General features: G+C 70.8%; 17 protein-coding genes. 6 read left to right on the top strand and 11 right to left on the bottom strand.

Annotated features, from left to right (window positions below; translation table 11 throughout):
- Positions 1 to 14: 14 nt before the first annotated feature.
- The 3 genes from recA (at position 15) to UW392_RS44080 (ending at position 3,152) form a co-directional block, all read left to right on the top strand.
- Positions 15 to 1,139 carry a recombinase RecA gene (gene recA, locus UW392_RS44090; protein WP_320780948.1) on the top strand — a complete coding sequence of 375 codons (1,125 nt, stop codon included), beginning with the start codon at positions 15 to 17 and terminating at the stop codon, positions 1,137 to 1,139.
- A 3-nt stretch (positions 1,140 to 1,142) separates the two neighbouring features.
- Positions 1,143 to 1,943 (top strand): recombination regulator RecX, encoded by an 801-nt coding sequence (gene recX / locus UW392_RS44085; RefSeq protein ID WP_320780947.1) that lies wholly within the window; start codon positions 1,143 to 1,145, stop codon positions 1,941 to 1,943.
- Positions 1,944 to 2,186: 243 nt separating this feature from the next.
- Complete coding sequence (locus UW392_RS44080) at positions 2,187 to 3,152, top strand: sugar ABC transporter substrate-binding protein (protein ID WP_320780946.1); 966 nt, start codon at positions 2,187 to 2,189, stop codon at positions 3,150 to 3,152.
- Here the strand turns inward: UW392_RS44080 and UW392_RS44075 are convergent.
- The 8 genes from UW392_RS44075 to UW392_RS44040 form a co-directional block, all read right to left on the bottom strand.
- On the bottom strand, positions 3,131 to 3,607 hold the full coding sequence (locus UW392_RS44075; RefSeq protein ID WP_320780972.1) for a rhodanese-like domain-containing protein: 477 nt from the start codon (positions 3,605 to 3,607) through the stop codon (positions 3,131 to 3,133). The two genes, UW392_RS44080 and UW392_RS44075, sit on opposite strands and share 22 nt — an antisense overlap.
- A gap of 29 nt (positions 3,608 to 3,636) precedes the next feature.
- Positions 3,637 to 4,227, bottom strand: coding sequence for a cysteine dioxygenase (locus UW392_RS44070; protein ID WP_320780945.1), 591 nt, complete (start codon positions 4,225 to 4,227; stop codon positions 3,637 to 3,639).
- A gap of 92 nt (positions 4,228 to 4,319) precedes the next feature.
- Positions 4,320 to 4,406: a putative leader peptide gene (locus tag UW392_RS44065; protein WP_311605579.1), complete on the bottom strand. Its 87-nt coding sequence runs from the start codon at positions 4,404 to 4,406 to the stop codon at positions 4,320 to 4,322.
- Positions 4,407 to 4,496: 90 nt separating this feature from the next.
- A complete protein-coding gene (locus UW392_RS44060; RefSeq protein ID WP_320780944.1) occupies positions 4,497 to 6,149 on the bottom strand; it encodes an FAD-dependent monooxygenase in 1,653 nt (550 codons plus the stop codon).
- Between the two features lie 177 nt (positions 6,150 to 6,326).
- Positions 6,327 to 7,199 (bottom strand): amino acid ABC transporter permease, encoded by an 873-nt coding sequence (locus UW392_RS44055; RefSeq protein ID WP_320780943.1) that lies wholly within the window; start codon positions 7,197 to 7,199, stop codon positions 6,327 to 6,329.
- Entirely contained in the window at positions 7,196 to 7,864 is a 669-nt protein-coding gene (locus UW392_RS44050) for an amino acid ABC transporter permease (RefSeq protein ID WP_320780942.1), read from the bottom strand. The genes UW392_RS44055 and UW392_RS44050 overlap by 4 nt, the downstream gene beginning before the upstream one ends.
- Positions 7,865 to 7,948: 84 nt before the next feature.
- Positions 7,949 to 8,785 (bottom strand): glutamate ABC transporter substrate-binding protein, encoded by an 837-nt coding sequence (locus UW392_RS44045; protein ID WP_320780941.1) that lies wholly within the window; start codon positions 8,783 to 8,785, stop codon positions 7,949 to 7,951.
- Between the two features lie 111 nt (positions 8,786 to 8,896).
- A complete protein-coding gene (locus UW392_RS44040) occupies positions 8,897 to 9,673 on the bottom strand; it encodes an amino acid ABC transporter ATP-binding protein (protein ID WP_320780940.1) in 777 nt (258 codons plus the stop codon).
- Between the two features lie 288 nt (positions 9,674 to 9,961).
- Between UW392_RS44040 and UW392_RS44035 the strand changes: the two genes are divergently transcribed.
- Together UW392_RS44035 and UW392_RS44030 are read left to right on the top strand one after the other, a co-directional pair.
- Positions 9,962 to 10,645 (top strand): response regulator transcription factor, encoded by a 684-nt coding sequence (locus tag UW392_RS44035; protein WP_320780939.1) that lies wholly within the window; start codon positions 9,962 to 9,964, stop codon positions 10,643 to 10,645.
- A 10-nt stretch (positions 10,646 to 10,655) separates the two neighbouring features.
- Complete coding sequence (locus UW392_RS44030; protein WP_320780938.1) at positions 10,656 to 12,053, top strand: HAMP domain-containing sensor histidine kinase; 1,398 nt, start codon at positions 10,656 to 10,658, stop codon at positions 12,051 to 12,053.
- A gap of 30 nt (positions 12,054 to 12,083) precedes the next feature.
- Here UW392_RS44030 and UW392_RS44025 read toward each other — a convergent pair whose 3' ends face one another.
- Positions 12,084 to 13,079 carry a TAXI family TRAP transporter solute-binding subunit gene (locus UW392_RS44025; protein WP_320780937.1) on the bottom strand — a complete coding sequence of 332 codons (996 nt, stop codon included), beginning with the start codon at positions 13,077 to 13,079 and terminating at the stop codon, positions 12,084 to 12,086.
- An 88-nt stretch (positions 13,080 to 13,167) separates the two neighbouring features.
- Between UW392_RS44025 and UW392_RS44020 the strand changes: the two genes are divergently transcribed.
- Entirely contained in the window at positions 13,168 to 13,584 is a 417-nt protein-coding gene (locus UW392_RS44020; RefSeq protein ID WP_320780936.1) for a MazG nucleotide pyrophosphohydrolase domain-containing protein, read from the top strand.
- A 159-nt stretch (positions 13,585 to 13,743) separates the two neighbouring features.
- Here the strand turns inward: UW392_RS44020 and UW392_RS44015 are convergent, their stop codons facing one another.
- Together UW392_RS44015 and UW392_RS44010 are read right to left on the bottom strand one after the other, a co-directional pair.
- Positions 13,744 to 14,979, bottom strand: coding sequence for a cation:proton antiporter (locus tag UW392_RS44015; RefSeq protein ID WP_320780935.1), 1,236 nt, complete (start codon positions 14,977 to 14,979; stop codon positions 13,744 to 13,746).
- Between the two features lie 4 nt (positions 14,980 to 14,983).
- Entirely contained in the window at positions 14,984 to 15,469 is a 486-nt protein-coding gene (locus UW392_RS44010; RefSeq protein ID WP_320780934.1) for a cation:proton antiporter regulatory subunit, read from the bottom strand.
- Positions 15,470 to 15,570 lie beyond the last annotated feature (101 nt).

Below are 15,570 nucleotides of genomic sequence, written 5' to 3'. Positions count from 1 at the left end.
ACCGGGTGGAACCCATGGCAGGCACCGACCGCGAGAAGGCGCTGGACGCCGCTCTCGCACAGATTGAACGGCAATTCGGCAAGGGCGCGGTCATGCGCATGGGCGAGCGGTCGATGGAGCCCATCGAGGTCATCCCGACCGGCTCGACCGCCCTGGACGTCGCCCTCGGCGTCGGCGGTCTCCCGCGCGGCCGGGTCGTGGAGATCTACGGCCCCGAGTCCTCGGGCAAGACGACCCTGACCCTGCACGCCGTGGCGAACGCGCAGAAGGCCGGCGGCCAGGTCGCGTTCGTGGACGCGGAGCACGCCCTCGACCCCGAGTACGCGAAGAAGCTCGGCGTCGACATCGACAACCTGATCCTCTCCCAGCCGGACAACGGCGAGCAGGCCCTGGAGATCGTGGACATGCTGGTCCGCTCCGGCGCCCTCGACCTCATCGTCATCGACTCCGTCGCGGCGCTCGTCCCCCGCGCGGAGATCGAGGGCGAGATGGGTGACAGCCACGTCGGCCTCCAGGCCCGGCTGATGAGCCAGGCCCTGCGGAAGATCACCAGCGCGCTCAACCAGTCGAAGACCACCGCGATCTTCATCAACCAGCTCCGCGAGAAGATCGGCGTGATGTTCGGCTCTCCGGAGACCACGACCGGTGGCCGGGCCCTGAAGTTCTACGCCTCCGTGCGCATCGACATCCGGCGCATCGAGACGCTGAAGGACGGCACGGAGGCGGTCGGCAACCGCACCCGCTGCAAGGTCGTCAAGAACAAGGTCGCGCCGCCCTTCAAGCAGGCCGAGTTCGACATCCTCTACGGCCAGGGCATCAGCCGCGAGGGCGGCCTGATCGACATGGGCGTGGAGCACGGCTTCGTCCGCAAGGCCGGTGCCTGGTACACGTACGAGGGCGACCAGCTCGGCCAGGGCAAGGAGAACGCCCGTAACTTCCTGAAGGACAACCCCGACCTCGCCAACGAGATCGAGAAGAAGATCAAGGTGAAGCTGGGCGTCGGCGTACGTCCCGAGGAGCCCGCCGCCGAGCCGGGCGCGGACGCCGCGGTCTCCGCCGCTCCGGCCGACGCGGCCGCGACGGTTCCGGCTCCCGCGGCCAAGGCAGCCAAGTCCAAGGCCGCGGCCGCCAAGAGCTGACCCGTGACACGACGAACCGACTGGGCCGAGTACGCCACCCCGGTCCCCCCGCCGCACACGCGCGAACGGGGCGGACCGGGCGACGAGGGCTCCGCCGGGACGGACGGTGACGGACACGACGGCTCCTTCGCCGAGGCCGAGGCCGGTACGCCTCACGGGGAGTACGACGGGGGGCCACGCGGCGGTGGCCGGCCCCGGGGCGCCGGCGGACGCCGGGGACGCCGGTCGCGGGACCGCGGGAGCGGACCCGCGGCGGACGGGGGCTCCCCCTCCTCGTCGAGGGCCGAGGAACCGGAGCCTCCGCGGGACCCGGTCGAGCAGGCACGGGCGATCTGCCTGCGCCTGCTCACCGGGACTCCGCGCACGCGCAAGCAGCTCGCCGACGCCCTGCGGAAGCGGGAGATTCCGGAGGACGCCGCGGAGGAGGTGCTGTCCCGCTTCGAGGAGGTCGGGCTGATCAACGACAGCGCCTTCGCGGACGCCTGGGTGGAGTCCCGGCACCACGGCCGGGGGCTGGCGCGGCGCGCGCTCGCCCGGGAGCTGCGGACCAAGGGGGTCGACTCCACCCTCATCGACGCGGCGGTCTCCCAGCTCGACTCCGAGCAGGAAGAGGCGACCGCGCGTGAGCTGGTCGACCGGAAGCTGCGCGCCACCCGCGGGCTCGACCGGGACAAGCGGCTGCGCAGGCTCGCGGGGATGCTCGCCCGCAAGGGTTACCCCGAGGGCATGGCCCTGAGAGTGGTCCGGCAGGCGCTGGAGGAGGAGGGCGAGGACACGGAACACCTGGAGGACGGGTCGTTCTGAACCGGGCGTAGGCAGAACGGTGCGCGCGTCACATACGCCACGCGCGTCACGTACCGCACACCACGCGCACGATTACCTTGCGTTCCCGGAAGGGTCACCTCCTCCGGCGCGGCTGTACCGTCTGCTGCCGTCGCGCGGGTGCCCGAGCCGTGACATCGCGCATGCGCCGCCCCCCTGGAGTTCCGGTCGGTGGGCTGAACCCGCACGGATCTCCCTGCCGTGTGCCAGAAAGGCGGCCCCGCCATGTCCTTCTCCGTCCACTTCCGCACCGTGCCACCGGCCCTGTTGCTCTGCTGCGGGCTGCTGCTCAGTGGCTGCGGCGCCTTCTCCGACGCGGACGCGGGGACCACGGTCGACGGCCGCCTCACGCTCGGCTTCGTCAACGGGGGCGACAGCGAGTTCCACCAGTGCCTGCAAAGGACCGTGGAGGTCACCGCCCGGATCAACTTCGCCACCCTGGTGACGGCCGACTCCCGGCAGGACGCCGGGACCGAACTGGCCAACATCGAGAAGATGATCGCGCGCAAGGTCGACGCGATCATTCTTCAGACCGTCAGCACGGACGCGCTGAAGCGCGGCATCGACAAGGCCCGGAGCGCGGACATCCCCGTCTTCCTGACCTCCGTCAGCACCGACCGGTCCGAGATCCTCGGGGCCGTCGTCGTCGACCTGGAGGCGGTGGGACGGCTCGACGCCCAGTGGATCGACCGTGACGCGGACGGCCTGCCCGCGCGGGCCGGGGTGATCACCGGAGCGCCCGGTGCCGCCTCCGACCTGCTCGTCGGCGGTTTCACCAAGGCGCTGCCCGACAACGTCCAGGTCGTCGCCGAAGAGCCGGGCATGTACGAAGCGGACACGGCACGGGACGTCGCCACGGCCATGATCCGGGAACATCCGGACCTCGACTACGCCTTCGTCGCCAACGAGCAGATGGCCTTCGCCGCCCGCGAGGCGTTCGACGCGGCCGGCGCCGGCCACGTGCGGATCGTGACGGTCAACGGCACGGATCGGGGCCTGGCCGCGCTGAAGGACGGACGGTTCTCCGCGACGGTCTCGAACTCGGCCGGAGAGACGGGCGAACTGGCCGTCCGGAACACCATCGCGCTGCTGCGCGGCAGGGTGGCGGAGAAGATCGCGAAGACACCGATCAGGCTGATCACGAAAGGCACCGCGGACACGGCGCCGTTCTACTGCGAGTCCGACACCTGACCCGTCCCGGCGGGTGCCACGGGTGCTACGGGCGCCACGGGTGCTACGGGCGCTACGGGCAGCCCCGCTCCCCGCCACGCCTGGAAGCCGCCCGTCAGGTCGGTGGCGCGGTGCAGGCCCAGACGGTGCAGGGACTCCACCGCCAGGCTCGACGCGTACCCCTCGTTGCAGATCACGACGATCCGCAGATCATGTCCGGTGGCCTCGGGAAGGCGGTGGCTGCCCCGCGGGTCGAGCCGCCACTCCAGTTCGTTGCGCTCGACCACCACGGCACCGGGTATCAGCCCGTCCCGCTCGCGCAGGGCGGCGTACCGGATGTCCACCAGGAGGGCCGAACCGGCCTCGTGCGCCGCGTACGCCTCCCGCGGCCCGGTCCGCTCGTACCCCTGGCGCACCCGCTCCAGCAGTTCGTCGATCCCGGTGGCCCGGTCGGTGGGACCGGACCCGCCGCGCACCGGGCCGCCGCCGTGCCCCTCGGAGCCGCTCACTGCCAGTCCTCCGGGCGCTCCACCTGCTCCAGGCGGAGAACCGGGCCGCTGCGGCTGTAGCGGCGCATCAGCGGCAGCGGCGGGTAGTAGGCGTGGACGGAGACGGCGTGCCGGTCCGCGGACTCGTTGAGCACCTCGTGCACGTGGTGCCGGCCGAAGGCGCGGCCCTGTCCGGCGGAGAGCCGGCGCTCCCGGTCCACGCCGTCGGCGAGTTCCAGGGTGCGCCAGGCGTGGGTGGGCAGCCGGGCGGCGAGCGAGTTCTCCTTCAGTTCGCCGGCGGCGGTGACGAAGGCGCCCACGGAGTCGGCGTGGTCGTGCCAGCCGGTGCCCGTGCCGGGCGGCCAGCCGATCAGCCACGCCTCGCTGCCGCCCGGCCCCTCCAGCCGTACCCAGGTGCGGCCCTGGGGGTCGAGGGGGAGCGAGGCGACGAGTTCGGCGTCGGCGGCGGTGCGCCGTACGAAGGCGAGCAGCTCCGCCTGGGTGGGCCCGGACGCACGGCCGGAGGTCCTGCCCGAGGACGAGGACGAGGACGAGGGCGAGGGCGAGGACGAGGTCGTGGGCGTGGCTGGAGAGGTCGAGACAGACATGGCTACCGTCCTGATGAAAGAAGTTCGCGGAAGCGCGCGCGGCGGAGCGGAGAAGCCCGGAAAGGCACGCGCGAGGAAGAAGGAAGGCGAATTCAGCAGGACGGTCGACACACGCAGCCCGCATAGCGGACGAGGTCCATATGGACTCTCCGCCACAGGCGCACATCGGTGTCGGTCATGGTCCGGAGTACACCATGGCGGCGGGCACCGGTCAACTGACCGTCACCGTACGGACGGTGCGGTCACGGAGGGTGGCTCGGAGGGTCGTCTCAGTCGGAGGCCGCCGGTGATCCGGAGGGCGCGGAGGCGTCCGACACGGCGTCATCCGTCGCAGCGTCACCGTCCTGACCAGGCGGAACGCTCCTTCCCAGCGCCGCCTCGGCCGCCGCGTACAGGTCGGCCGGCCGTACGCCGCCCAGCGCCGTGACCAAGTGGCCGTCGGGCCGCACCAGGAGCACGGTGTGGGCGCCGGCGCCCGGGTAGCTCTCGGCGACCAGCAGTTCGGCGCGGTGCGGCAGCGCGGTCACCGCGGCGGCCAGCCGGGGCATGATGCCGGCGGTCACCCAGTGCCTGCGCTCCCACACTCCCGTGCCGGGCGCGACCAGGACGACCAGCAGCGTTCCCCGGCCGAGCCGGTCGCGCAGGCGGACGAACGCGCCGTCCTCCGCGGTCACCCGCACATCGCTGACCTGCGCACCGGGCGCCGTGCCGACCTCCGTCTCGCCGTCCAGCGGCAGGGGTGTGAGCGACGAATCGGCGTACGCCCCCGGCGCACCGAGCGTCCCGCGCCCCAGGTGACCGTCCGTGAGCAGAGTGTCGTGGCTCCGGGTCGACCCGGGGACGTAGCCGCGCAGGCCCCCGCCGCCGCGCACCAGCGGCAGCGCCTGGTCGGCGGCGCGCAGCCGGGCGGCGACGGCGCCGCGCCGTTCCTCCTGGTAGCTGTCGAGGAGTGCCTCGTGCCCTCCGTGATGCCAGGCCAGCGCCAGCTTCCAGGCCAGGTTGTCGGCGTCCCGCAGGCCCTCGTCGAGGCCCTGGGTGCCGAGCGCGCCGAGCAGGTGTGCCGCGTCCCCGGCGAGCAGGACGCGGCCGACCCGCCAGCGGCGGGCGAGCCGGTGGTGGACGGTGTGGACGCCGGTGTCGAGGAGTTCGTAGGAGGGCGCGGAGCCCTCGTTCCAGCCGGTGAGGGTCTCGCGGATGCGGTTGACCAGCAGTTCGGGGGTGATCAGGTCCTTGCCGGGCGGCAGCAGCCAGTCCAGGCGCCACACGCCGTCGGGGAGGGGGCGGCCGGTGATCTCCCCGGCCGACGGGCCCGCCGTCCGCCACGGCGGTGAGCGGTGGAGCAACGCTTCTTCACTCCAGGGCAGCTCTGTGCGCAGGGCGGCGACGGCGTGCCGTTCCACCGCCGTACGGCCGGGGAAGCGGATGTCCTGGAGCTTGCGCACGGTCGAGCGGGGGCCGTCGCAGCCGACCAGCCAGCTGCCCCGCCACCAGGTGCCGGCCGGACCCCTGGTGTGGGCGGTGACGCCGGCGCGTTCCTGTTCGATGGCGTCCAGCCGGCTGTCGACGGCGATCTTCACCCGGGGCTCGCGGGCCAGGGCCGCGCGCAGCGCGCCGGTCAGCACGTGCTGGGCGATGTGCAGCGGCGCGGGTCCGGCGGCGTCGAACATGATCTCGCGCGTCACCTGCTTGCGCCGGATAGACCGCCATCCGGCCCAGTGGAGACCGCCCTGGGCGAGCGGGGTGCCCGTGAGCCGTTCGAGCAGGGCGACGGTGTCCTCGGGCAGGACGACGGTGCGCGCGGGGCGGGGCTCTTCCTTGCCCGGTCCCTCGTCGAGGACGACGCAGGGCACTTCCTGACGGGCCAGGGCGAGGGCGAGCGTGAGTCCGACGGGCCCCGCGCCGACGATGATCACCGGGTCCACGGCGTGGCGCCCCCTGCCCGAAGCGGTGTCCTGGGGGACGCAGACGAACAGGACGTCGGAGCGGGGTGCACGATCACAGAATGTATGCAACCCATTGCCGCTGCCCTCGTCAAGCGACGGAGGCAGTGGCGATCACGCCACTGCCTCCGGGCTGGTCCTACCGGGTGACTCGCGGGGTCAGGCCGCCACCGCTTCGGCGTTGTCGTCGGCGCCCAGAACCGCGCCGGTCGACTTCTTGCCCTGCCGCAGCCGGCGCTCCAGCCAGCTGGCGAAGCTCGTGAGGGCGAAGTTGATGGCGATGTAGATGACCGCCACCACCGTGAAGCTGGCGATGGTGTTGGCGCCGTAGTAACCGCTCATCGTGTTGGCGGAGGACAGCAGCTCCGGGAAGGTGAGGACGGCACCGCCGAGAGCGGTGTCCTTCACGATCACGACGAGCTGGCTGACGATGGCCGGGAGCATCGCGGTGACCGCCTGCGGCAGCAGGATCAGCCGCATGACCTGTCCCTTGCGCAGACCGATCGCCTGCGCCGCCTCGGACTGGCCCTTGGGCAGGGTCAGGATGCCCGCCCGGACGATCTCGGCGAGGACCGAGGCGTTGTACAGCACCAGACCCGTGACGACCGCGTACAGCGGACGGTCGTCGGAGCTGACGCTGCTGTACTCGGCGAACACGGCGAGACCGAAGATCATCAGGACCAGGACGGGGATGGCCCGGAAGAACTCGACCACGATGCCGGCCGGGACGCGCACCCAGGCGTGATCCGACAGCCGGGCGATGCCGAACACCGCACCGAGCGGCAGCGCGATGATCACCGAGAGGACGGCCGCCTTCAGGGTGTTCTCCAGGCCCGGCCAGATGTACGTCGACCAGGCCTCGGTGCCCGTGAAGAACATCTCCCACTTCGCCCACTCCAGCTGGCCCTTGTCCTGGAGGGTCGTGTAGACCCACCACAGGACGGCGGCGAGGGCGACCACGAAGACCGCGGTGAGGACGACGTTGCGCCGCTTGGCGCGGGGCCCCTGTGCGTCGTAGAGAACGGAGCTCATCGCTTAACCGCCACCTTCTTGCCCACCCAGCCCAGGATCAGACCGGTCGGCAGCGTCAGGATCACGAAACCGAACGCGATGATCGCGGAGATCAGCAGCAGCTGGGCCTCGTTCTCGATCATCTCCTTCATCAGCAGCGCCGCCTCGGCGACACCGATCGCGGCGGCCACCGTGGTGTTCTTGGTGAGCGCGATCAGCACGTTAGCCAGGGGCGTCACCGAGGAGCGGAACGCCTGGGGCAGTACCACCAGGGACAGCACCTGGCTGAAGCTGAGGCCGATGGCCCGCGCCGCCTCGGCCTGCCCGACGGGCACCGTGTTGATGCCGGAGCGCAGCGCCTCACAGACGAAGGCCGAGGTGTAGAGGATCAGGCCCAAGACGGCGAGCCGGAAGTTCAGCGACTCGAAGTTGCCCTCGGCACCGAGGTAGATACCCAGGGTCTGGCTGAGGCCCAGGGACGAGAACAGAATGATGACGGTGAGCGGGATGTTCCGCACCACGTTCACGTACGCGGTCCCGAAACCGCGCATCAGCGGGACCGGGCTGACGCGCATGGCGGCCAGCAGCGTGCCCCAGATCAAGGAGCCGACGGCCGACAGCAGAGTGAGCTGCACCGTCGTCCAGAAGGCTCCCAGCAAGTCATAGTCTTCCAAGAAGTCGAACACGATCTCCCGCGCTTCCGCGTGTAGGGGTGCCCGCACCGGGTGCGCCGCCCCCACCCGGAGCGGCGCACCCGGTCAGACGCTGCCTCAGCTCTTGATGTCGCCGATCGCCGGCGCGGGCTCGTTCTTGTAGTCCGCCGGGCCGAAGTTGTCGGAGACGGCCTTGTCCCAGGACTTGTCGGAGACCATGGCCTCTAGGGCGTCGTTGATCTTCGCCTTGAGGTCGCTGCCCTTCTTGACGCCGATGCCGTAGTTCTCGTTGGTCATCTTGAAGCCGCCGAGCTTGAACTTGCCCTCGAACTGCGACTGCGAGGCGTAGCCGGCGAGGATCGAGTCATCCGTGGTCAGCGCGTCGATGGCGCCGTTCTGGAGACCGGTCAGGCAGGCGGAGTACGTCGGGTAGTTCTGCAGCTGCGCCTTGGGCGCCAGCTTGTCCTTGACGTTCTGCGCCGAGGTGGAGCCGGTGACCGAACAGAGCTTGGCGTTGTTCAGGTCCTCCGGCGCCTTGATGTCCTTGTCGTCGGCGCGAACCAGCACATCCTGGTGGGCGAGGAGGTACGGGCCGGCGAAGTCGACCTTCTCGGCGCGCTCGTCGGTGATCGAGTAGGTCGCGGCGATGAAGTCGACGTCACCGCGCTGGAGCATGGTCTCGCGGTCGGCGCTCTTCGACTCCTTCCACTCGATCTGGTCCTCGCTGTACCCGAGCTTCTTGGCGACGTACGTGGCGACGTCCACGTCGAAGCCGGCGTAGCCCTGCGGGGTCTTCTGGCCCAGACCCGGCTGGTCGAACTTGATGCCGATGGTGATCTTCTTGCTGCCCCCGGAGGAGCCGCTGTCCTCGTCGTCGCCGGAGCCGCACGCGGTGGCGGAGAGGGCGAGGGCGAGCACGGTGGCCGAGGCGGCGGTGACCTTGCGGAGCTTCATGGTGAACATCCTTTGGCTGTGTTCAGACGAGCAGTGGCCGTCGAGCGCGGGTGACGTGGGCCGGCGCGGTGCGGACCGGCGGTGATGGTGCGGGTTACCGGTACCGGTTGCTCAGTGGTGCAGGATCTTCGACAGGAAGTCCTTGGCACGGTCGCTGCGCGGGTTGCTGAAGAACTGGTCCGGCGTGGCCTCCTCGACGATCCGGCCGTCCGCCATGAAGACGACCCGGTTCGCCGCCGACCTGGCGAAGCCCATCTCGTGCGTGACGACGATCATCGTCATGCCGTCCCGGGCCAGCTGCTGCATGACCTCCAGGACCTCGTTGATCATCTCCGGGTCGAGGGCCGAGGTCGGCTCGTCGAACAGCATGACCTTCGGGTCCATGGCCAGGGCCCGAGCGATCGCGACGCGCTGCTGCTGACCGCCGGAGAGCTGCGCGGGGTACTTCTCCGCCTGCGCGCCCACCCCGACCCGGTCGAGCAGGGCGCGTGCCTTCTCCGCGGCCTTCGCCTTGTCGGCCTTGCGGACCTTGACCTGGCCCAGGATGACGTTGTCGAGCACCGTCTTGTGGGCGAAGAGGTTGAAGGACTGGAAGACCATGCCGACGTCGGCCCGCAGCCGCGCCAGCTCCCTGCCCTCCTGGGGCAGCGGCTTGCCGTCGATGGTGATCGCGCCGGAGTCGATCGTCTCCAGGCGGTTGATGGTGCGGCACAGGGTGGACTTGCCGGACCCGGACGGCCCGATGACCACGACGACCTCGCCACGGCCGATCGTCAGGTCGATGTCCTGAAGCACGTGCAACGCGCCGAAATGCTTGTTGACATTCTTCACTACGACCAGGTCGTCGGTCGCGGCCACGTTGTCCTTGGCCACCGATACATCGGTCATCGCTCTGAGGCTCCGTCCTCCTCGGTTTTGGAGGACAGTAGTGACGCGGCACGACCTGCGTCATTACATCTGAGGGGAATCTGAGCATCACGATCCGATAGCAACCGGACACGTGTCGTAGCAGTTGAGAGCAGGGCGCATATCGGCCGGATAACTTCGGGCGCTCCGCAACCGGAACCCCCTTGACGCCGTCCCTGTCCATCAGCGTGACTGCACGGGTACGCGCGCGTGCTCCAGCGTCGTTGTACCCGTGCCGAGCATACGGCGGATGAACCGAAGGGGGACCGGATGAGACTGCTGCTCGTCGAGGACGACAACCACGTCGCCGCCGCCCTGTCCGCGATCCTGGCGCGCCACGGCTTCGACGTCACCCACGCGCGCAGCGGCGAGGAGGCGCTGCGTGCGCTGGTGCCCGAGAGCGACGGCTTCGGGGTCGTCCTGCTCGACCTCGGCCTGCCCGACCAGGACGGCTACGAGGTCTGCGGCAAGATCCGCAAGCGCACCGCCACTCCGGTGATCATGGTGACGGCACGCTCCGACGTCCGCTCCCGCATCCACGGCCTCAACCTCGGCGCCGACGACTACGTGGTCAAGCCCTACGACACCGGGGAACTGCTCGCCCGTATCCACGCCGTCAGCCGGCGCACCACCCACGAGGACACACCCGGCACGGACGGCGAGGTCTGGCTCGGGTCCGTGCACATCGAGCTGCCCACGCGCCAGGTGCGGGTCGACGGCTCGGTCGTCCAGCTCACCCGCAAGGAGTTCGACCTGCTCGCCCTGCTCGCCCAGCGTCCCGGGGTGGTCTTCCGCCGGGAGCAGATCATCAGCGAGGTCTGGCGCACCAGCTGGGAGGGGACCGGCCGCACCCTGGAGGTGCACGTGGCCTCCCTGCGCTCCAAACTGCGCATGCCCGCGCTGATCGAGACCGTGCGCGGCGTCGGCTACCGCCTCGTCGCCCCCACCGCGTAGCGGGTCACGGGTGCGCGCACGTCTGCTTCCGCTGCTGATCGTCCTGATGGCGGCCGTACTGCTCGCCTTCGGTGTGCCGCTCGCCGTCAGCGTGGCACGAGCCGAGCAGCAGAAGACGGTCGTCGACCGTATCGACGACACCGCGCGGTTCGCGGCGCTCGCCCAGTTCGTCGGCGACGCGCCGTCCGGGTCCCGCACCACCCCGACCGAGCGCCTGGAGACCCTGCAGTCCGAGCTGATCAGCTACTACGAGGTCTACGGCATCCGCGCGGCGGTCTTCTACACCAGCCACATCCCCATGGCCAACGCCCCGACGACCTGGTTCCTCCCTCAGCGGGGCGAGGTGCGCGACGCCTTCGACGAGGCGCTGCTCAGCCGCCGCAGCCACGACCCCGAGCAGGTGTGGCCCTGGGAGGACGGCCGGCTCGTCGTCGCCTCGCCCGTCATCCGGGACGGCGACGTCGTCGCGGTCGTCGTCACCGACTCGCCCACCGGATCGATGCGGTCCCGCACGCTGGACGGCTGGCTCGTCATCGCCGCCGGGGAACTCGCCGCGATGGCGCTGGCCGTCGCCGCCGCGCTGCGGCTCACCGGCTGGGTCCTGCGCCCCGTACGCGTCCTGGACGCCACCACGCACGACATCGCCACCGGACGCCTCAAGTCCCGCGTCGCGCCCTCCGGGGGCCCGCCGGAGCTGCGCCGCCTGGCCCACTCGTTCAACGAGATGGCCGACAACGTCGAGGACGTACTGGAGCAGCAGCGGGCCTTCGTCGCCGACGCCTCCCACCAACTGCGCAACCCGCTGGCCGCGCTGCTCCTGCGGATCGAGCTGCTCGCCTTCGAGCTGCCCGAGGGCAACCAGGAGATCGCCTCCGTGCAGACCGAGGGCAGACGCCTGGCCCACGTCCTGGACGACCTCCTCGACCTGGCGCTGGCCGAGCACACCGCGGCCGACCTGAAGGTCACCGACATCGGCGCGCTGGCCTCCGAGCGGGTCGCGGCCTGGTCACCGACGGCCGAGGCCAAGGGCGTGGTGCTCGCGGGGGACTGCCCGCCGACGACCGCCTGGGCCGACCCGGTGGCGCTCTCCAGCGCCCTGGACGCGGTCATCGACAACGCGCTGAAGTTCACCCCCGAGGGAAAGAACGTGCAGGTCACGGTCGCGTCCGACGGCACTTCCTGCACCGTCGTCGTCGCCGACCGCGGCCCCGGCCTGACCGACGACGAACTGGCCCGCGTCGGCGACCGCTTCTGGCGCAGCGGCCGGCACCAGAACATCAAGGGCTCCGGCCTCGGCCTCTCCATCTGCCGCGCGCTGCTCGCCGCGGGCGGCGGCACCATCGGCTACGACCACCATCCGCCGCAGGGGCTGAAGGTGACGGTCACGGTGCCGAGGACGGGGCCGTGAGACGGCCCGCCTGTTCATCCCCGTACAGGTTTACAGCTTGACCGACGCGTAATAGCGCCGCGCGCCCTCGTGCAGTTGCAGCGGGTCGGTGTAGATCGCGGTACGCAGGTCGACCAACTGCGCCGAGTGGACGTGCGCACCGATGCCGTCCCGGCTCTCCAGAACCGTCCGGGTCAGCCACTCAGTGATCCGCGGATCGGTGTCCTCGCGCGTGATCAGTACGTTGGACACCGCCATCGTCGGGACCGCGTAGCCGTTCTGGACGGTGGGGTACGCGGACTCCGGCATGTTGGTGGCCCGGTAGTAGCGCGTCGGAGCGGCCATCTCGTGCAACTTGGCGACCAGGTCCTCCTCGATCGGCACGAACCGGAACGACGACGTCTTGGCGATCCGCTCCAGTCCGTCCGTCGGCAGCCCACCGGACCAGAAGAACGCGTCGATACCGTGCCCCAGCCGCTTCGGACCGGTGTCGATGCCCGCGTACCGGGGGACGATGTCCTCTTCCGGATCGATGCCCGCGGCCTTCAGCAGCCGGGTGGCGATCAGCCGCACCCCTGAGTCGGGCAGCCCGATGGAGACCCGCTTGCCGCGCAGGTCGGCGACCGACTGCACGGTCGAGTCGACCGGAACGACGAGCTGCACGTAGTCGTCGTACAGCCGCGCCACCCCGCGCAGCCGGTCGGCCCCGGGACGGTCCTCGAACTCGTACGTCTCCACCGCGTCCGCCGCGGCGACCGCGAAGTCCACCTCGCCGCTCGCCACCTTCTGCACGTTCTCCTGGGAACCCGCGCTGGTCCGCAGCGACACCTTCAGCCCCGGCATGTCCTTGCGCAGCTCGGTGCGCAGCAGCTCGCCGTACTTCTGGTAGACCCCCGCGCGCGTGCCGGTGCTGAACGTGATCGTCCCTGTGGGCGGCTTCTCGCCCAGCGGCAGCAGCCACCACAGCAGCAGTCCGAGCGCGACGGCGGCGGCCCCGGCGCCCTGGAGGGCCCGGCGGCGGCCGATACGGGAGAACAGGGTGGACATGGCGCGATCCTGCCAGTCCGCATCCCCGCTGGCCAGGGCCGGTGGACGGGGGACGTGATTGTCACAGGCGGTCGTTACAGTCGGGCGCATGAGTTCTTCGCCCGCCTCACCCGCCGACCTGGTCCGCGCCTTCCACCACGCCTTCGGGCTGGACGCCCGCTCCACCCCGGCCCGGGTACCGCCGAAGCTGGCGGCGCACCGCGGCGAGCTGCTCGCGGAGGAGGCCGCGGAGGTCGCCGAGGTCTCCGTCGAGGGTTCGCTCGACCGGCTCGCGCACGAACTGGCCGACGTGGTCTACGTCGCGTACGGCACCGCCCTGGTCCACGGCATCGACCTGGACGAGGTGATCGCCGAGATCCACCGGTCCAACATGACCAAGCTGGGCCCCGACGGCCGGGTCAGCCGCCGGGCCGACGGCAAGGTCCTCAAGGGCGAGCACTACGCGGCGCCGGACGTGGCGGGGGTGCTGCGGCGGCAGGGGTGGAGCCCCGAGCAGGACGGATGAGGGACGCCCCCGTGCACGGCCGGGGCCGTGCACGGGGGCGTCTTCCCGCAGGGTCACCGCGTTGCCGCCCGGCCGGTGACCGTGACGTGGCCCGGTCGGCGACCGACGTGTGGTTCGGTCGGCGACCGAGTGTGGTTCAGTCGGCGGTGGACGGGTGGTTCAGTCGGCGACCGACGCCTCGGCGTCCGCCGGCCGCGGGACCTCCTCGACGGCCTTCGCAGGACGGTCCGGATCGCCGCGGCGATGGGCGAACCAGGTCGCGATGGACTCCGTGTACCGCGCGGTGAGCGGGCCGAGGATCACCAGGATCAGCACGTACGCGGTCGCCAGCGGGCCGAGGTCCGGCTCGATACCGGCCGACACCGCCAGCCCGGCGATGACGATCGAGAACTCGCCGCGGGCCACCAGCGCGCCACCGGCCCGCCAGCGTCCCTTCACCGAGATACCGGCCCGCCGTGCCGCCCAGTAACCCGTGGCGATCTTCGTCAGGGCGGTGAGGGCGGCCAGCGCGAGCGCGGGCAGCAGCACCGGCGGGATGCTCGCCGGGTCGGTGTGCAGTCCGAAGAAGACGAAGAAAATGGCGGCGAACAGGTCGCGCAGCGGGCTCAGCAGCGTGTGCGCGCCCTCCGCGACCTCTCCCGACAGGGCGATGCCCACCAGGAACGCGCCGACCGCGGCCGACACCTGGACCTCCTGCGCGACGCCCGCGACCAGGATGGTGAGCCCCAGGACGACGAGGAGCAGCTTCTCCGGGTCGTCGCTGGAGACGAACCGGGAGATGAGACGGCCGTAGCGCAGGGCCACGAACAGCACGACGCCGGCCGCCCCGAGCGCGACCGCGAGCGTGATGCTTCCCGTCATCAGACCGGCACCGGCCACCAGCGCCGTGACGATCGGCAGATACACCGCCATCGCCAGGTCCTCCAGGACCAGCACGCTGAGGATGACGGGGGTCTCGCGGTTGCCGACCCGGCCCAGATCCCCGAGCACCTTGGCGATGACACCGGACGACGAGATCCAGGTGACGCCGGCCAGGACGACCGCCGCGACCGGGCCCCAGCCCATCAGCAGGGCCGCGATCGCACCCGGCAGGGCGTTGAACGCACAGTCGACGAGACCCGCCGGATAGTGCGACTTGAGGTTGGTGACCAGGTCACCGGCCGTGTACTCAAGGCCCAGCATGAGCAGCAGCAGGATGACGCCGATCTCGGCGCCCGTGGCGACGAACTCCTCGCTCGCGTCCAGCGGCAGCAGTCCGCCCTGGCCGAACGCCAGACCGGCCAGCAGGTACAGCGGGATGGGGGAGAGGCCGAACCGCCCGGCGAACCGCCCGAGCAGGCCCAGGCCGAGGATGATGGCGCCGAATTCGACCAACAGGATTCCGGAAGAGTGCACCAGATCACTCCCGACCGAGTATCGCCGCGGCGGCGTCGACGCCTTCTCGGGTGCCGATGACGATCACCATGTCGCCGCCCACCAGGCGGAAGTCCGGCGTCGGGGACGGAATGGCCTCGGCGTGCCGCAGCACGGCCACGATCGACGCGCCCGTCTCGGTGCGCATCTTGGTGTCGCCGAGCACCCGCCCGTTCCAGTAGGACGTCGCGGACACCTCGATCCGCTCGGCCACCAGGCCGAGCGCCGAGGTGTGCAGCAGGCTGGCGCTGTTGTGCGACGGCTTCAGCGCGTCGATCAGCGCACCGGCCTCCGAGCCGGTCAGCTTCAGGGACTGGGCGCAGGAATCGGGGTCGTCGGCCCGGTACACGTTGACCGTGCGGGCGCCGTCGCGGTGCGCCACCACCGAAAGCTGGCGGTGTTCCCGGGTCACCAGGTCGTACTGGACCCCGATACCCGGCAGTGGCGTCGCCCTCAGGCGTGGAGCGGACACGTGTCTTCCCCTCGTTCGTCTCTCTTGCTGTGCTTGCGTCCGCGGCATATGGGTGTCCGGTGACGCCGCGCCATGCTTTCATCCGCACGTACCGTGGCGAT

The organism is Streptomyces sp. CRN 30 (assembly GCF_034105845.1).
Note: the sequence above shows the minus strand (reverse complement) of the source record. Positions and strands in the feature narration are given on the sequence as shown.

Bases quoted from the DNA above. Each gene is read 5' to 3' on its own strand.
- recA (WP_320780948.1), top strand. From the start codon at position 15: ATGGCAGGCACCGACCGCGAGAAGGCGCTGGACGCCGCTCTCGCACAG.
- UW392_RS44080 (WP_320780946.1), top strand. From the start codon at position 2,187: ATGTCCTTCTCCGTCCACTTCCGCACCGTGCCACCGGCCCTGTTGCTC.
- UW392_RS44070 (WP_320780945.1), bottom strand. From the start codon at position 4,227: ATGTCTGTCTCGACCTCTCCAGCCACGCCCACGACCTCGTCCTCGCCC.
- UW392_RS44065 (WP_311605579.1), bottom strand. From the start codon at position 4,406: ATGACCGACACCGATGTGCGCCTGTGGCGGAGAGTCCATATGGACCTC.
- UW392_RS44055 (WP_320780943.1), bottom strand. From the start codon at position 7,199: ATGAGCTCCGTTCTCTACGACGCACAGGGGCCCCGCGCCAAGCGGCGC.
- UW392_RS44045 (WP_320780941.1), bottom strand. From the start codon at position 8,785: ATGAAGCTCCGCAAGGTCACCGCCGCCTCGGCCACCGTGCTCGCCCTC.
- UW392_RS44040 (WP_320780940.1), bottom strand. From the start codon at position 9,673: ATGACCGATGTATCGGTGGCCAAGGACAACGTGGCCGCGACCGACGAC.
- UW392_RS44035 (WP_320780939.1), top strand. From the start codon at position 9,962: ATGAGACTGCTGCTCGTCGAGGACGACAACCACGTCGCCGCCGCCCTG.
- UW392_RS44025 (WP_320780937.1), bottom strand. From the start codon at position 13,079: ATGTCCACCCTGTTCTCCCGTATCGGCCGCCGCCGGGCCCTCCAGGGC.
- UW392_RS44020 (WP_320780936.1), top strand. From the start codon at position 13,168: ATGAGTTCTTCGCCCGCCTCACCCGCCGACCTGGTCCGCGCCTTCCAC.